This is a genomic window from Martinezella sp. CNPSo 3732 (genome assembly GCF_057784515.1).
In genome coordinates, this window is record NZ_JBXSOO010000040.1 from 1 (window position 1) to 16,456 (window position 16,456).

The window sequence follows — 16,456 nt, forward strand, 5'->3', positions numbered from 1 at the left end:
ACCGATGGCAAGCGTCAGGGCTCAGTTGATGCCGGCGGACTTTTCGAAGGCGCGGATATCCTTCAGCTCAGGATCAGGCGACGGTACGCAATCGGAAACGACCTTCCACTTTCCACCCTCGGCAACGGCCATGCGCGTCGTCGAATTGGCGTTGTGGCGCGGCTGGCCATCGCCGTAGTACCAGGGAGCGCAGAAGATATCGCTCTTGAAACCCTTGATTTCGCGTACGGCGGCAGAGGCGGTCTCGCGGTCGATCTTGGCAGGGTCAAGCGTCATCAGTGCCTTCTCGGCGATGCGAGCCGCGAGATAGCCGGCCTGGGCGAAGGTATCGCGCGGATCGGACTTCTGGCCGTACTGATCCATGACGGCGAGCCAATTCTGATTGTCCGGCGTCTGCGCGTTCAGATCGTTGAATTCCATGTTGACATAGAACTTGTCGTCCCAGCCGGAACCGATGGTAGCTGGGACCGAGAGATCGTAAGCAGAGGCAGCACTGAGGAAGGTGATCGTCTGGTTGAGGCCCTGCTCTTCGGCAGCCGTCAGCAGCGGCACGGCCACGCCCTTCGACAGGCCAAGCACGATGACATCCGGCTTGCTTGCCGCCGCTTGCAGGATGATCGATGTGGCGTCAGCGGAACCTGGATCCATGAGGATCGTCTGGGCGGCGAAGCCCTTTTCCTTGGCGAGCAGCATGACGCCATCGCAGGACCAGGTGCCGACATTCGGGATATTGGGACCGATGCAGACGACGGACTTCGCATTCAGCTTGTCGAGCGCATAGCCCATCGCACCGAGCATCGACACGCGCGGCCCGGCATTGGTCGGCGCATAATTCTCCGCAAAGTAGCATTCACGCGGCACGCCGACACCGGCGACGACCAAAATGCCCGACTTCTTGTAGAAATCGGCATTGGCGCCGCATTCGACATAGCTGGAATTGCCGACCATCAGCACGGCCTTCTCGTCGTTGACCAGCTTTGCGGCGAGCTGTGCGGCGATTTCGGGATTCCACTGATCGTCTTCGACCAGATATTTGATCGGCCGGCCCTTAATGCCACCATTGGCGTTCAGGCAGTCGAAATAGGCCTTCGCCGCCTTGGTGGAATTGGAAAAGTCATCCGGTCCGGTCTTGCCCGTGATGGCACCAATGATAATCGGTTCACCCGTTGCCGGCTTTCCAGTGTTGTCGCCGCAAGATGCGGCCGCATGCGCGCTGAACGCCGATGCGAGTGTCAGCAAAAGGCCGATTGCCAGCCCTCTCAGATTGATAGGCATCGTCTCCTCCAGTTTGTTGTCCCGCTCCCCACGGGCTCTTTGCTTCCCCGATGTCGGGCTCAGCCGGAAATCGCTTTTCCAGTCATGAAAGCCGCCGCCTTGGCCGCGATCATCATGGTCGGTGCGTTGGTGTTGCCGGATACCAGTGTCGGCATGATGGAGGCGTCGCAGACGCGCAGCCCCTCGATCCCTCGCACCTTCAGATCTGGCCCGACGACGGCCATGCGATCGTCAGCCCGGCCCATGCGAGCCGTTCCCGCCGGATGGAATACTGTCTTGCAGGACTGACGAATGTAATCGCGGAGCGCTTCGGGATCTTTCTCGACGCCCGGCTTCGGCAGCACGCGGCGCTTAACCAGTTTGGCAAGGGCCGGCGCATCGAGGATGCGGATTGCCGTTTCGACGCCACGCACCAAGGTTTCAAGATCGGTCGGATCGGAAAGCAGATTGGCGTTGAAATCCGTCTGTTCGGTCGGATCGGCGCTCTTCAATCGTATCCAGCCGCGCGAGCGCGGCCGCAGATAGCATGGGCCGATACTCAAACCATGACCGGGCTCCGGATCGCGATCGACAAAGCCGATCAGAACGGGCAGGACGTGGAATTGCACATCCGGCTGACCCGTGCCCGATGTATCGATGAAACCGCCGCACTCGACGACGTTGGACGTCAACAGGCCGCGATGCGAAGTCAGATACCGCAGCATATGGCCGGCGGCCCGCAGCCCCTTGTCATGGCCGAGGATCGAGATCGGCTCGTGCGTCTCTCCCTGCACCGGCACTTCCAGATGGTCCTGGTAGTTGGCACCGACGCCCGGCAGATCCGCTACGACCTTGATGCCCAGCGAGGAAAGATGTTCGCCATCGCCGACACCCGAGAGCTGCAGGATCTTCGGCGTTGCGATGGCTCCCGCGGTCAGCGCGATCTCGCGAGACGCCCTGAATATCGTGCCGTCGAGCAGCTCGACACCGACGGCCTTCTGCCCTTCGAACAGGATGCGGGCGACCTTGCGCTCCGTCAGCACGGTCAGGTTCGGCCGCTTCTCCGCTTCGCGCAGGAATGCCTGGGCCGAACTCCAGCGACGGCCGCCATAGGTCGTGCTCTGATAAAAGCCGACGCCGGCCTGATCCGCGCCGTTGAAATCATCATTGTGCGGAATGCCGATTTCAGTCGCCGCCTCGATGAAGGCCTCGCTCAAAGGATGGCGATGACGGGGGTCCGAAACGCGCAGACCGCCCTTTTTGCCGTGGTAGTGGCCGTTCAGGCGCTCATTATTCTCCAGCGAACGGAAAGCCGGCAGCACATCCTCGTAGGACCAGCCCTGGCAGCCCATTTGCGACCAGGTGTCATAGTCGTTGCGATGACCGCGAATATAGATCATCGCATTCACGGAACTGCCGCCGCCGAGCACATTGCCTTGCGGCACGATACTCGGCCGCCCGTTCAGACCCTTGTCAGGGTTCGAGGCATAGGGATGAATATCGATGCCCTTGCCCAGCACCTTGAAAAAGGTCGCTGGGATATGAATCCAGGGATCGGAGTCCCGCCGCCCGGATTCGATCAGCAGCACCTTGTGCGCCGGATTTTCCGACAGCCGGTTTGCCAGCACGCAGCCCGAGGAGCCGCCACCGACGATGATATAGTCGTAAGTCGTCATGGCTCAGCTCAATACCGTCTGAATTGTCGTGAATTCCTTCAATCCTTCCGCGCCGAATTCGACGCCGATCCCGGACTGCTTCACGCCGCCGAAAGGCGCATTCGGCTGGATCGTACCATGCTTGTTGATCCAGACCGAGCCGCATTGGAGCCGCACCGCATAGCGCTTCGCCTTCTCGGTATCGGAGGACCAGACGGAACCGCCGAGGCCGGCCGGGTTCTGGTTGGCGCGCGCGACCACTTCGTCGATATCGCTATAGCGGATGATGGGCAGGGCCGGGCCGAACTGCTCCTCATCGACCAGGCGGATACCGTGATCGACATCGGCGACCAGCGTGATCGGATAGAAATAGCCCGGGCGGTCCATCGGCGTACCACCGGTCAGAATGCGGCCGCCATTGGCGCGCGCATCCTCGACCAGTTCGCGCACCTTGTCGAACTGCATCTCGTTTTGCACTGGCCCCAGGATGCTCGCCTCATCCAGCCCGTCGCCGACGACGATCTTGGAAGCGTAGTCCGCAAGGCCACGGCAGACCTCCTCATAGATGCTGTCATGCACATAGAGCCGTTTCAGCGCCGCACAGGTCTGGCCGTTGTTGATGAAGGCACCCCAGAAGAGGCCTTCGACAATAGCCTTGGGGTCGGCATCGGGCAGGACGATGCCGGCATCGTTGCCGCCGAGTTCCAGCGTGAGGCGTTTCAGGGTCGCGACTGCCGAGGCCATAACTTTTTTGCCCGTTTCCGTCGAGCCGGTGAAGGTCATCTTGGCGATATCGGGATGGGCGGAAAGAGCGGCACCAATGCTGTTTTCGCCGGTGACGACATTGACGACGCCGGGCGGCAGAACCTCGTTCATGATTTCGACGAGACGGATTGTCGAAAGCGGGGTCAACGGCGACGGCTTGATGACGACGGTGTTGCCGGCGCGCACCGCTGGAACGATATGCCAGCAGGCGATCATGACGGGCCAGTTCCAGGGCGTGATCGAACCGACGACGCCGATCGGCTTGCGATGCAGCTCGACGCGCCCTTCATTGTCGTCCTGCAGGATCTCGATCGGCAGATCGAGTTCGGCGGTGTGGCGCGTCCAGGCGAGCGCGCCGCCAATCTCGAAGCGCGAGCCGAGACCATTGAGCGGCTTGCCCTGTTCGCGGGTCAGGATCTGGGCAAGTTCCTCGCCGTGCTTGGTAATCTTTTCGGCGACGGCGCGGCAGGCTGCGGCGCGCTCCTCGCTGGAGGTTTGCGACCAGCCCTTGAAGGCTTCGGCGGCCGCGGCAACCGCGCGGTCGAGATCCGCTTCGCTGGCGAGCGGCATATGGCCGATGATGTCACCATTCGACGGGTTTTTCACCGGTGCATGATGAGATGTGGCAACAGCCTCGCCACCGATAAGCAGGGTGTACTGCTTCACGACATTTTCCTCCCGTGACTTTCGAGAGGACTATGGCCCTTGCCCTAAAACCCGTCTTGGGGAGAAACGCGCCTCGTCTTGGACTGGAGCGCAGTCACGCGCTTCAGTCCAATCTATGAAGCCGGCTCGGCGGCGCGCAGCAGCTCACTCGGCGCACAATCGAACAGCTCCTTGAAGCTGCGATTGAAATAGGAAATGTCATTGAACCCCGCCGAATAGGCGACTTCGGCTATCGTCGTCGGGTTGCGCTGCTCCTTGAGCTGCTCGATCTTTTCCCGCGCAAAGCGCAGCCGCTTGTCGCGGATGACTGTCGTGCAGGTCATGCCCATGCCCTGGAAATCCTGCTGCAGGGTGCGGATCGAAATGCCGAGCCGTGTCGCCAGCCATTTGGCGCTGAGGTCGCTATCGGTCAGATGCTTGTCGATGAGGATATCGACCATCTGCATCCGCTTGCTGGCGCTTTCATGCAGGGAATTCAGGCTTGCCGTCTGGGCGCCCGTGGAGAGGAATGCCTGGCGGGTCGTGTCAAACATCAGCTGGCGAAGATAGGGCGAAGCTGCTTCATTGTCCGGCGTGGTCATCATCTTGGCGATCAATGCACGCAGCATCATTGCCATCGGGTCGCTCGCCTCGAGCTTGCGCGCAACATCGAAATCGATCTTGCTGTTCGAATACATCAACTGCCGGGGCAGATGCAGCGACAGGTGATTGGAAAAGTGTCCGCGGAAATAGAAGGTCGTCGGGCGCGTGGAGTCGACGAGAATGCATTCACCGACATCGAGGATGTTCTGCTGGCCGGAATGCTCGACACCGCAGACGCCTTCTAGCTGCAGGATCAGGAACAGGTGCTCATTGGCGTCGCGGCGAATGTCATCCCAATCGCGGTGGACGTAATCGAGATCATTGGAAACATGGGCGAACTCCATGCCGCAGACGTCGATACGGCTGGCCGTGCCGATGACGCTGTCACCGCGTTGCACCGTGTGCGGATTGAAGTTGCCGCAAATGCTCTGAAGATCGTCAACCCACTGGTCATAGGGCGTCGGCGACCAGGTCCGGTCAACCAGACTGCGATTTTGCAACAGGTCCAACTCCGCCTCCCAACAGTGTCAGCACTGCGGAAGACTGCTACAGATCCTCTGACGCGTCAATCAAATACTTAACACATTAACGAAATCGGGAAAAGGTCTCATTCCTCACCAATTGGGCCATTCTCCAACTTCAGCGAGGCAAGTTCCTCCAGCATATCGAGGAGCTTCTCCACCCTCTCCTCGCCGAAGCGGGCATCGATATCGGCATAGACTTTCTGGCTCTCCGGCATGACATCCTCGACGATCGCCTGCCCTGCCGGGGTGATCTGCAGTAACACCCTGCGACCATCGGCGCTGTCTTTGTGCTTGGTGATGAAGCCGCGCTCCTCGAGCGCGCGGATCATGCGCGTAAGGCTTGGCGCCAGGATGGATGCCTTGTCTGCAAGTTCCGTGGCATCGAGCTTGCCGCCCTCATAGAGAACGCGAATGACACGCCATTGCTGCTCCGTCACATCATGCGCCGCCAGGATCGGCCTGAAATGGCTCATGACCGCTTCACGGGCGCGCAGAAGTCCGATCGCTAGCGAGCGGCGGCGATCGCGCAACGGCCGCTTTGCTTGTGTCGCCGTGGTTTCAGGCTCAGCGCGCGGCCTTACATCACTGTCTGTTTTGTTTTGCATCTTTTGCATGTTCGCTTCGATTATGGCCCCCACTGATTAACATGAGAATCATTCAAAGCAAGGCGATCGCATGATATCGATCAAAGCCGACGGCTAGGATCGCTGCCGCGCGGCGCGCTGTCTCGCCATGGATTATGGCACCTCTACCAGACGGCCGCTGCCTCTGATCTCGGAACGCCGCAGCACCGGATGCCCGTAGAGTTCGATATTGCCGCTTCCGCTGATCGAGACGTCTGCATCCGCGGCAGCTGCAACTTCCGCGTCGCCACTGCCCTGAATTCTGATCTTCGCGGATTGAGCGGCCAGGTCCTTGAGACGCGCAGTGCCCGAACCGGATACATCGAGATCGACCGAGCGTGCGCTTCCCGTGGCAGTGACGCTGCCGCTTCCGGATATCCTCAGACGCAGATCTGCTTGATCGAGCTGCGACAGAGCGAGATCGCCGCTGCCCCGCACCCTCCAATCAGTGACGAGCGGTCCTGACAGGCTGACGTCGAATTTGGAGTTAGACCAACCCGGATTGCAATCCATGCTCAGCCTTCCGCCCTCGAGCCGCACATGATTGAGCAGAGCGGGGTCTCCGGTGATGACCGCCTCCGCCTTTCCGCCCGGCTGATAGTGAACAGAGGCCGGGATATCGATCGTTAGGCTGCCATTGGAGCTGAAAGGCAGGATAACCTGCTGTCCACCGGATGCCGCAGATCCGCAACTGGATTGCATACTACCCCACCAATGTCCTGCGTTTGCCCAATCAGGCCCGGAAAGCCCGATGCCAAGCGCAAGAAAGACGAATGCACAAATCAGTCCGGTCGTCGCGACAGTCGCCAATTTCCCGTTCATTGTCCATTTCCTCCAACGATGTGCAGTCCGGCGCTCAAGCTCGACCTTCGTCTACTTGCGCCAAGCGGAAATGTAGGCGGGCATATTGCCCAAGCATGCGGATGCCCAAACTCAGACCCATCAGCAGCAAAGCACCGCCACCCACGAAGCAGCTCACGAGCCCGGCACCGACAAGCAGGCGGGCCAGCATGCCGACGGAGGGCAAGCCGATATGGAACAGCACGGTCGTGACGATGATCTTCAGGCCAACGGCGCCGACGGCCACCAATGCGATCGCAAGGCCGAGCGTGACGAACATCGCCGCAAACAGCAAAGGCAACAGGAAGAAGATATCGACGATAGCAAGGCCGGCCAGCGCCATCATGGCAGCCAAAAGATTCGGCACGCTCCAATGCGCCTCGAAGCGTCGCAATCCGACATCCGCACGCAGCTCTCGCGCAATCCTGGCGGGATCGCCGAGAGCGGCGGAAACCTCCTCCTCGCTTCGACCAGAGGCCTCGGACTCGGCAAAATGAGCAGCATAGTCGGCCACGATGTCATCGACCTCGTGAGGAGGCAGGCCTGCAAGTCCCAATCTCAGCGTGCGCAAAAAGGCTTCCCTGGTCATGGCAAATCCTCGAGTAGCTTGTCGACGGAGCCTGCTAGCGAGCGCCAGTCGCGGCGATGCGCTTCGAAAATCGAACGCCCCAGCGGCGTGAGCCGATAATATTTACGCGGCGGACCGTTGCTCGACTCGACGATGCGGGTCGCAACTAGGCCGTCATTCTGCATCCTGCGCATCAACGGGTAGATCGTTCCTTCACCCATGCCGACCGCCGCAACCAGCGTACTCGCAATTTCATAGCCGTAGCTTTCGCCCCGCGAGAGCACGGCCAGGACGCAAAGATCGAGCACGCCCTTCCGCAATTGAACTTGGATCGAGTCAGTCATGAATGCCTCAGCTTTACAGAACGAATATAACAAGCTATCTGTTTATACAAGATAGCTAGATAGCTTTTACAACCGGCATATGCCGCCTTCGCGTCATCGCCTGGCCTATGGACCGACGCACCTTGCCATCGCAGTCCATCGCGCAGCGTACATCTCTGGTTAAATGGAGCCGTTGTCATGATCCGCTTCAGCCTTGCCCTCGCGGCCACGCTCTTTCTTGCCGCACCATCGGGATATGCGGCAGGTTTGAAATTCATTCGCATCTCCGGTGATGCGGATAACCCGGCGATCGACGCCGCCATGTGGTCTCCTTGCGCAGCCCCTCCGACAGAGGTGAGGATCCGAGCCCTGGCAGTTCCGGCAACGCCGGATTGTCCGATTGCAGGCGAGGAGTTGCCACTCATCATCATCTCGCACGGCTATGGCGGCTGGTATCTCGGCCATCATGACACCGCCGAAGCACTTGCCGACGCCGGCTTCATTGTCGTTGCCATCAATCATCCGCACGCCAACCATGCCGACATGAGCCAGGCAAACGGTCCTGGCGTATTGATCGAGCGACCTACCGATATCAAACGCACCGTCGACTTCATGCTTGATGCGTCTCCCGACGCCGGAAAAATCAATCCGCAGCGGATCGGCTTCTACGGATTTTCCCTGGGCGGATATACCGGTCTCGTCGTTGCCGGAGCCGATCCGGATTTCACCAAACTGCCGCCACGCTGTTCAGATCCGAAGGCGGCGGGCTGCCCCCCAGCGGGCCATGCTCAGCCTCCCCGACAACCGCCATCGCAATCACTGACCCACGATCCTCGCATCAGGGCAGTCGTTGTAGCCGACCCGTTGAGCATCGTCTTCCCGACCGCAGATAGCGTGAAAGATGTCAAAGTCCCGCTTCAGCTTTGGGGCTCGGAACTCGGAGGGGGTGGTGGAGCAGCTCCCGAAAATGTCGCAACGCTTGCACGCCTATTGCCGGAGAAGCCTGATTTTCGAGTCGTCCCCAATGCCGTACATTTGTCGTTCCTGACACCTTGCCCGGAAATACACCCATCGTCCGATGCCTGCATCGACGCGCCGGGGTTCGATCGCATCGCGTTTCATAGGCAATTCAATACCGCAGTCGTCGCATTTTTCCGCCAGCATCTGATGAAGCCGTAACAGCGAAGATGCCCGCGCGTGGAACGCGCATATGACGCGGAATTATACGCAGACATTATCAGTGTTGAAACTTGCCCGCGAATCCGATCAGATCATGGCATGACGAAAACGATACGCATTGCGGCGGCTTTGGTGTTGCGCCCGGACGGGGAGACATTGCTCGTGCGCAAGCGCGGCACGACCGCCTTCATGCAGCCAGGCGGCAAGGTGGAACCTCAGGAAACGCCAGAGACGGCGCTGATCAGGGAACTCTTCGAAGAACTGGGGCTTACGGCAGAGGCTAAGGATCTGACTTTCCTTGGCGGTTTTCAGGCGCCAGCTGCCAATGAACCGGACTATACCGTCGTTGCAGATATATTCCGGCTGCATGTGGGCAATACGGCAATCACGGCAGCGGCAGAGATCGAGGAAATCCGCTGGGTATCACCACAAGATCCGGGAAATATCACCATGGCGCCGCTGACCGAGCATCATGTCCTGCCATTCCACCGGCGACAGGGCACATCCGCGATGTGACTGACACCAACCCAGGCGAAGCGAAAGCCTGCAAGTCCCGCGCCGTCCTTGTCAAATGAATGTTCGAACGCCGGCGGCATGCATCTCCCACAGGCGCAATTCGAATATTGTGGTAAAATGAGAAAATAACAGTTTTAAACTTCCAGCGCGTAATGTTTACTACAAAAATAAACCAAGGACAAAGAATATCCAAAGTCACATCAATTTTCATTGAAAGCAAAAACAACATTGGATACATAAATAAAAAACATTGCGTGAGGCCGAAAATGAAAAAGGAAAATACTACTACCAGCCACGAAAGGTATATTGAGCTCACGAGCAAGATTGTGTCTGCCTACGTACTTCGCAATGCGACGATGCCGGAAGATTTGCCGAGGCTCATCATGGAGACTTATTCGGCACTGACAGGCTCTCAGCAGGCCGCCTCATCAGCGGCGGCGGTGGAAAAACTATTGAAGCCGGCTGTGCCGATCAAGAAATCCATCACCGACGACTATCTGATCTGCCTCGAAGATGGTGGAAAATACAAGTCGCTCAAGCGCCACCTGAACAGTAAATATGGTCTGACCCCCGAAGAATATCGAAGAAAATGGGGCTTGCCCGCGGATTATCCAATGGTCTCTGCCTCCTATGCGGCCGCAAGATCGACCTTGGCAAAGAAGGCTCTCCTGGGCCATACGAAAAACGTAGCCGACATTCCTCCGGCGATCGAACCACCACGGCGCCAACGGAAAGCCGGTTAATCCGGATCGTTTCGTCACACGTCATAATCATGCGATCCGCCTGTATGTCAGCATATGACCCGAGCCGGCGCCTCAGGATTTCGCTTGCCGGCCCGGATGCGGCCGACATCCCATCCATCAGGCGGTCTCAATTGTTCTGGCGTTGACAGTGATCGCACGGCCGGCAAACCAGCCGTTGATCGCAGCACCGAGACCGAGCAGCAGGAATAGGACGGAGCTCCAGGCAAAGCTTCCAGTCCAACCGTGGATCATGCCGACGACGAGCGGGCCGATCGCGGCAAGCAGGTAACCCACGAATTGCGCCATGCCGGAGAGATGCGCGGCAACATGCGCATCGGGCGAACGCAATACGATGACGGTCAGCGCCACCGCAATCAATCCGCCCTGACCGATGCCCTGGAGCACAGCCCAGAACCAGACAGTCCAGAGCGGAGCAAACAGCAGACCCAGCAAGGCAACGACGGCAATTATGCAGAGGATGACATTGATCGCGCGCTGATCCTTACCCTTGACGGCGATATGAGGTGCCACCAAGCAGGCGGCCGCCTGCACCATGACCGAGGCAGATACGATGACGCCAGCCGTCACGCCGTCGAGACCACGTTCACGTAGAATGGGTACCAGCCAGCCGAAGACGCAATAGGCAAGCGCCGATTGCAATCCCATGAAAAGCGTTACTTGCCAAGCGATGCGGTCTCTCCACAAACCGGTAACACGAAAGCCGGTGCGCCGCGCCTGGCTGCGCGCGCCGATTACCTGCGGCAGCCAGAGAAGTCCAACGGCAAAGGCAGGCAAGGCCCAGACAGCCAGCGCGCCGCCGAGCGAACCGCCGAGAGCGTGTTCAACGGGAAGCGTAAAGCCAGCCGCACTCGCAGCCCCCGCGCATAGCGCCATCGTATAGCAACCCGTCATGAGCGCCGCCTTATCGGGAAAATCGCGCTTGACCACGCCCGGCAACAGGACATTGCCGATAGCAATGCAGGCGCCGGCCAATGCGGTGCCCAAGAACAGCAATGAAATCGAAGAAAAGCCTCGCAGCGCTGTGCCCAGCGCGAGCAGGAGAATGACACCGAGCAGGACGCGCTCGGTCCCCAGGCGCTGCGCCAGCCTTGGCGCAAGCGGTGAAAACAGTCCCATGCAAATGACGGGCAAGGTCGTAAGAATACTGGTGCCGAAGGCCGAGAGGCCAAGTCCGGTCCGTATCTCCGGCAAGAGCGTCGATGCGCTCGAGAAAACCGGCCGCAGATTGAAAGCGATGAGAACAAGGCTCGCACCCAGCAGAAACCTGCCAATCGGCGACTTGCCTTCGTGCGGCAGCGGTGCAGGAACTTCATCGGCCTCGGCATCGATCAATTCGACGGAGGAGAGATTTTGCGGGGACATGGTCATGACATAAGTAACCGATCAAGAGTAGCGACGATGGGGGCCATGAAGCGGCGCACAGCCCTATCGGCCGCTTCGGGGTTGCCGGTTTCGATGGCATCGACGATGGCGATATGCGCCTGCATATCGGGCTCGGGAATGTCTTCACCCAGCGTCGCCTCGATGGTCTCGGCAATCGAGAGAGAGAAGAACTCGTAGATTTCAATCATGGCCCTGTTCTGCGAAGCCGCGACGACAGCCTTGTGGAAGGCAAGGTCGCGCTCGATGAACGCCGCCTTGTCGCCGCCGGCATAGTTGCCGCGAGCAACCAGCAAGGCGCGCAATTGCGAAACGGCTTCAGGGGAGTGACGTAGGGCGGCGAGCCTTGCTGCCTCGACCTCCAGCGCAAGCCGGGCCTCGAACTGATCCCTCAACCCGGCGCGGCGCGCCATATCCAGCGGCCGACCGACATCCGTGTTCGAACGAACATAGGTTCCCGACCCTTGCCGCGTCTCGAGATAGCCCTGAGATACCAGGACCCTCACTGCCTCACGAACCGTGCCGCGGCTGACGGAGAGCATCGACGAGAGGGAGGCCTCGTTGGGCAGCTTTTCGCCAACGAGCCAGCGACGGCTGGTGATCTCGCTGCGAATTGCCTCCACGGCCGTATCCGCAAGCGTCGTTTTGGTCAGAGCGCGCATGGTAGGATTTCATCAAGTCATCGGATGACTTTATCATCTAGTCAATTGACGGGCTGCAGTCAATCATATTTTCAGCAAGGTGAGCGATCGGCCAGTTACGGCGATGTGGCGGCCCCAGCGACCGAACGCGAAGATGGCGGGCCATTGGCGGATCTGGGATCTGGCCAATCACCCGAAATCAGAGCAAGGGGCTTGCAGCAGGTTTAACGCTGGCTGGAGCTTCTCGGAATGAAATAATGCCTGTCCTATGGCATTGAAGTCGCTATCTGATGGCGCTCGACCGGGCCATGGCCGCTAAACCGATCGCCGCTGCCAGAGAGAATGCCGCCGGAAGATAGAAAACATTCGGAAGCCCCAGATAGGCAACACCGATACCTCCGACGCCGCCACCAAGCGCGCTGGCAAGTGCGGACGAGCTCATGAAGATCGCCGAAGCCGTCGCGACCGCATTCGGAAGCAGTCTTTGGGCAACGATCAGTCCGAGGACCATGTAGAGGCCCCAAACTCCGCCCATCAGGATCTGGCCGGCAAACATGCCCATGGCCGTCGGCCAAGCCGCAAAACAGAGGTTGGCCATGACGCCGCAGATCGCGGCGACACACATCATCCATAAGATGCCGATCCGTCGCGCCAGCACGACGCTGAAGGGCATGAGAATGAGTTCGATGAATGGCTGCGTTCCGATCACCGAGCCCTGAATGGAGGGATCAAGCTTAAGCTGGTCCTGCATATAGAGCAGCAGGAATCCGTATTTAATCGGCTCGCCGGCATAGACGAGAACGTAGAGACCGGTGAAGGCCAGCAGCGGCAGCATATCGGACCAGCCGACGCGACCAACGGCATCGGTCTTCTTGTCGGCTCGCCGCCCGGGACCAACAAGCGCTTGTTGCGCTCCGAGCGGAATGATCTGCGCGAAGAAACAGATCGCCGTTCCCCACAGCATGGCGCGAAGCCCGACTTCGACAGCAAACCAGGCGCCGAGAAACGGCCCGATGACCCAGCCCGCGGTCAAAGCCATGCGGATGATGGCCACGACGCTGTCATTCGCGCCGGCGCCCTTCACTTTGAGATCGTCATGGATGGCGGTGAAGAGCTGTGAGGTCGTAGATCCGGAAAAACCCAGGATGACGGTGCCGATTACGAACGGCATCCATGGTTTCGTCGAAAGGGCGATCCCCGCCCAACCAACGGCCCCGGCAACGGCGCAAAGCCGGAAAAGACCAAGACGCCTTCCAGTTTTGTCGGAATAGCTGCCAATGAGATATCCGGCAACCGGTGCGGTGAGACCGGTCAGATAATAGAGCCCCGCCACTGGCAAGGACGCCCCAAGTTCCTTGACGAGGAAGAGAACGATCTGCGGCAGCGAGGCGGATGTCGCAAGCCCGGAGAGAAACAGTGCGAAGGTCGCGCCGCGATACAGCGGTGAAACCCATACCTGCTGGATGGCGGTCGCCCTGCTGGAGGTCGTCGGGGATTGCGCGTCCATAGCCCCATCATCCGTCTTAACCGGTTGTCGAAACGAGTTTTCCGGTTGATCGGCGGGACGCCCTGATCGATTGCAGCAAAAGCGAATTCTGCTGTCCGATGGACCTCACGCCTACGTCCGGGGTGCTGCATATCCTTCGATCAAAGCGGATCGGGACGCAAACGGATACATCGAGCTTGAACCCATCCAGCAGAGATTGTCCACATCATTCATCATATCAATGGCGATAGCCGGACTCAGCCCGGCATTGCTCTCGAATAGGCGGCCAGAATGAAGCGCTCGGCCTGGAACAGGTATTTCTCCAGCGCGTCGGCGGCGCTCGCCGGCGCCCCCTCCTCCAGATGCGCAAGAATGGTCGCGTTCTGGCCAACATAGGGTGCGTGGAGATATTCGGGATCGCGGATCAGCCCGAAGACGAGACGCAGTTCAAGCGAGATCTGCGCATAGAAGGCCGAAAGCCTGGGACTGTCGGCGAGCTCGACAATAGCGGCATGAAAGGCGATATCGGCGCTGCCGACCTCCAGCCATTCGCCACGGTCGCGATGCTGCACGGCAGCCTCGATGGCAGCCCGCATCTTGTCGACGCTCGGATGCCGGTGATGCGCATTGGCAAGCGCCGAGCACTCGATCAGGCGGCGAATATGGAAGATATCCATGATCGTCGAAATGCTCGGCGTGGAAACGAAGACGCCGCGATTGGCTTCGTGACGTAGCACGCCCTCTTTCGTCAGCAGCCGGAAGACTTCGCGCAGCGTGTTGCGTGAGACCTGTAGCTCCTCGCAAAGAGCTGCTTCGGACAAGTGGCTACCCGGCGATAGCATACCGCTGATCACGCGCTCGCGGATGCGAGCAGCCGTCAGTTCCGCCAGCGTCTGCCCTGTCTCCGCGACCGTCGCCGGCTCGATGCTGGCAAGATTTGTCTGCTTCATTCGCTCTCCCGGCATCTGCACTCTATCCTCTCCGACACCGGCAATATCAGGCGCTTGCTGGAAGCCGAGCGGGTATTCCGCTTGTCTGGGGCTGGCGACCTGTCGGCGGCCAGGTCCGGTGGAAGATTTCGCGCAGATTTGTCCCCATTTTTGATTGGCAATATGAAAATTGTTGAACAATATAGACCGGATTGTCGTTTGATGCTATCTCACGCCCTAACAAATATAACGGGAACGCAGATACAGATGTTCATGAGACGCCTGTCTTGTAGAAAAACATCGCCTGATTTTGTCAGGCTGCAACAGGTGCCGGCATGAGCATGGTGCGGTCCGATCTTGGTGGCGATCCCGGCGAGTGCGCCTGCATCATCGATGCAAAGAACAACACGGCGATCATCCCCGATGCCATGACCGACCTGCCCAATACCGAGGTAAGCGCATGACCAAGGCCGCTGGCGACAACAAACCGCTTCTGTCCGTAACGGATCTGACTGTGCGGTTCGGCGAAAACCGCGTGGTCGAAGGACTTTCCTTCTCGGTCGAGCCGGGCAGAACACTTGCGGTCGTCGGAGAATCCGGTTCCGGCAAATCGGTGACCTCGCTTTCGGTCATGCGTCTTGCCGATATGATGGGCGCGCGCTTCGAGACCGGTAGCATCCTCTTCAATGGCAAGGACCTGCTGAAGCTTTCGCAGAAGGATATGCGCTCCGTTCGCGGCAAGGAGATCGCCATGATCTTCCAGGAGCCGATGACCTCGCTCAATCCCGTCTTCACCATTGGCGATCAGATCTGCGAGGTCCTTCTCCTGCATGACAAACTCGGCAAATCCGCCGCAATGGCGGAAGCCCGTCGCCTTCTGGAGATGGTACGCCTGCCGGATGCGGCGGCCCTCTTGAACCGCTATCCGCATCAGCTTTCCGGCGGTATGCGCCAGCGGGTCATGATCGCCATGGCGCTCGCCTGCCGCCCGAAGCTGCTGATTGCCGACGAACCGACGACGGCGCTCGACGTGACGATCCAGGCGCAGATCCTCAACATCATGCGGGATCTGCAAAAGGATCTCGGCATGGGCATGATCTTCATCACCCATGACATGGGCGTGGTGGCCGAGATGGCGGATGATGTCGTGGTCATGTGGAAGGGCAAGAAGGTCGAAGAGGGTCCGGTCCGCGAGATATTCGCCAATCCGAAGCATCCCTATACGAAGGCACTTCTCGCGGCAGTGCCTAAGCTTGGCAGCATGACCGGTCAGGATTTTCCGAAACGCATGCCGCTGACCGTCCTCGACGGCAGCGAGCCGAAGATCGTCGGTGAGGAACGGGTCCAGAATACCGCCCGCTACGACCAGCAGCCGCTATTGTCCGTACGCGATCTCTTCGTACGCTTCGATATCAAGAAGAATATAATCGGCCAGGTCACGCATCGCTGCAGTGCCGTCCAGAAGGTGGCTTTCGATATTCATCCCGGTGAAACTCTGGCCCTCGTCGGCGAGTCCGGCTCCGGTAAGTCGACGATCGGCCGCACCATCCAGCAATTGCAGAAGGCGCGCTCCGGCGAAATCACCTTCAGCGGCAAGAGCTTCGCCGCCATGTCGCAGCTCGAACGCTTCCGGCTTCGCCGCGACGTGCAATACATTTTCCAGGATCCCTTCGCCTCGCTCGATCCGCGCAAGACAGTCGGCTTCTCGATCGCAGAACCGATCAACACGCACGGCATCATCTCCGGATCGAAGGCGGTCCG

17 protein-coding genes are annotated in these 16,456 nt (G+C 59.4%); 5 read left to right on the forward strand and 12 right to left on the reverse strand.

Annotated features, from left to right (window positions below):
- Window positions 1-21 precede the first annotated feature (21 nt).
- The 8 genes from AC13RM_RS30840 to AC13RM_RS30875 all read right to left on the reverse strand — a co-directional run bounded on the left by AC13RM_RS30840 (window position 22) and on the right by AC13RM_RS30875 (window position 7,821).
- A complete protein-coding gene (locus AC13RM_RS30840) occupies window positions 22-1,275 on the reverse strand; it encodes an ABC transporter substrate-binding protein (protein ID WP_488556101.1) in 1,254 nt (417 codons plus the stop codon).
- A 59-nt stretch (window positions 1,276-1,334) separates the two neighbouring features.
- Window positions 1,335-2,930 (reverse strand): GMC family oxidoreductase, encoded by a 1,596-nt coding sequence (locus AC13RM_RS30845; RefSeq protein WP_488556102.1) that lies wholly within the window; start codon window positions 2,928-2,930, stop codon window positions 1,335-1,337.
- Between the two features lie 3 nt (window positions 2,931-2,933).
- Window positions 2,934-4,340: an aldehyde dehydrogenase family protein gene (locus AC13RM_RS30850; RefSeq protein WP_488556103.1), complete on the reverse strand. Its 1,407-nt coding sequence runs from the start codon at window positions 4,338-4,340 to the stop codon at window positions 2,934-2,936.
- Between the two features lie 113 nt (window positions 4,341-4,453).
- Entirely contained in the window at window positions 4,454-5,431 is a 978-nt protein-coding gene (locus AC13RM_RS30855) for a helix-turn-helix domain-containing protein (RefSeq protein ID WP_113228665.1), read from the reverse strand.
- Between the two features lie 98 nt (window positions 5,432-5,529).
- On the reverse strand, window positions 5,530-6,051 hold the full coding sequence (gene hpaR, locus AC13RM_RS30860) for a homoprotocatechuate degradation operon regulator HpaR (RefSeq protein ID WP_488556109.1): 522 nt from the start codon (window positions 6,049-6,051) through the stop codon (window positions 5,530-5,532).
- A gap of 132 nt (window positions 6,052-6,183) precedes the next feature.
- The gene (locus AC13RM_RS30865) at window positions 6,184-6,891 is read right to left on the reverse strand and encodes a GIN domain-containing protein (protein ID WP_488556104.1); all 708 of its coding nucleotides are present in this window, start codon (window positions 6,889-6,891) and stop codon (window positions 6,184-6,186) included.
- 34 nt (window positions 6,892-6,925) lie between these two features.
- Window positions 6,926-7,498, reverse strand: coding sequence for a DUF1700 domain-containing protein (locus AC13RM_RS30870; protein ID WP_285173739.1), 573 nt, complete (start codon window positions 7,496-7,498; stop codon window positions 6,926-6,928).
- A complete protein-coding gene (locus tag AC13RM_RS30875; protein ID WP_092707768.1) occupies window positions 7,495-7,821 on the reverse strand; it encodes a PadR family transcriptional regulator in 327 nt (108 codons plus the stop codon). The genes AC13RM_RS30870 and AC13RM_RS30875 overlap by 4 nt, the downstream gene beginning before the upstream one ends.
- A gap of 177 nt (window positions 7,822-7,998) precedes the next feature.
- Between AC13RM_RS30875 and AC13RM_RS30880 the strand changes: the two genes are divergently transcribed.
- The 3 genes from AC13RM_RS30880 (at window position 7,999) to AC13RM_RS30890 (ending at window position 10,238) form a co-directional block, all read left to right on the forward strand.
- Window positions 7,999-8,979 carry an alpha/beta hydrolase family protein gene (locus tag AC13RM_RS30880; RefSeq protein ID WP_488556105.1) on the forward strand — a complete coding sequence of 327 codons (981 nt, stop codon included), beginning with the start codon at window positions 7,999-8,001 and terminating at the stop codon, window positions 8,977-8,979.
- A gap of 99 nt (window positions 8,980-9,078) precedes the next feature.
- A complete protein-coding gene (locus AC13RM_RS30885; RefSeq protein WP_488556106.1) occupies window positions 9,079-9,495 on the forward strand; it encodes an NUDIX hydrolase in 417 nt (138 codons plus the stop codon).
- 266 nt (window positions 9,496-9,761) lie between these two features.
- Entirely contained in the window at window positions 9,762-10,238 is a 477-nt protein-coding gene (locus tag AC13RM_RS30890) for a Ros/MucR family transcriptional regulator (RefSeq protein WP_113228660.1), read from the forward strand.
- Between the two features lie 117 nt (window positions 10,239-10,355).
- On the opposite strand, the gene AC13RM_RS30895 is transcribed toward AC13RM_RS30890, so the two are convergent.
- From AC13RM_RS30895 to AC13RM_RS30910, 4 genes are all read right to left on the reverse strand, one after another.
- A complete protein-coding gene (locus AC13RM_RS30895; RefSeq protein WP_374819962.1) occupies window positions 10,356-11,627 on the reverse strand; it encodes a CynX/NimT family MFS transporter in 1,272 nt (423 codons plus the stop codon).
- Entirely contained in the window at window positions 11,624-12,301 is a 678-nt protein-coding gene (locus tag AC13RM_RS30900; protein ID WP_374819964.1) for a FadR/GntR family transcriptional regulator, read from the reverse strand. Before AC13RM_RS30900 ends, AC13RM_RS30895 begins: the two co-directional genes overlap by 4 nt.
- A gap of 262 nt (window positions 12,302-12,563) precedes the next feature.
- Complete coding sequence (locus AC13RM_RS30905; protein WP_374819966.1) at window positions 12,564-13,787, reverse strand: MFS transporter; 1,224 nt, start codon at window positions 13,785-13,787, stop codon at window positions 12,564-12,566.
- A 236-nt stretch (window positions 13,788-14,023) separates the two neighbouring features.
- A complete protein-coding gene (locus tag AC13RM_RS30910; protein WP_285173732.1) occupies window positions 14,024-14,716 on the reverse strand; it encodes a GntR family transcriptional regulator in 693 nt (230 codons plus the stop codon).
- 314 nt (window positions 14,717-15,030) lie between these two features.
- Between AC13RM_RS30910 and AC13RM_RS30915 the strand changes: the two genes are divergently transcribed.
- Both AC13RM_RS30915 and AC13RM_RS30920 read left to right on the forward strand, forming a co-directional pair.
- Window positions 15,031-15,159 (forward strand): hypothetical protein, encoded by a 129-nt coding sequence (locus AC13RM_RS30915; RefSeq protein ID WP_488556107.1) that lies wholly within the window; start codon window positions 15,031-15,033, stop codon window positions 15,157-15,159.
- The coding region (locus AC13RM_RS30920; RefSeq protein WP_488556108.1) for an ATP-binding cassette domain-containing protein at window positions 15,156-16,456 on the forward strand (1,301 nt) is incomplete at its 3' end. The genes AC13RM_RS30915 and AC13RM_RS30920, both read left to right, overlap by 4 nt.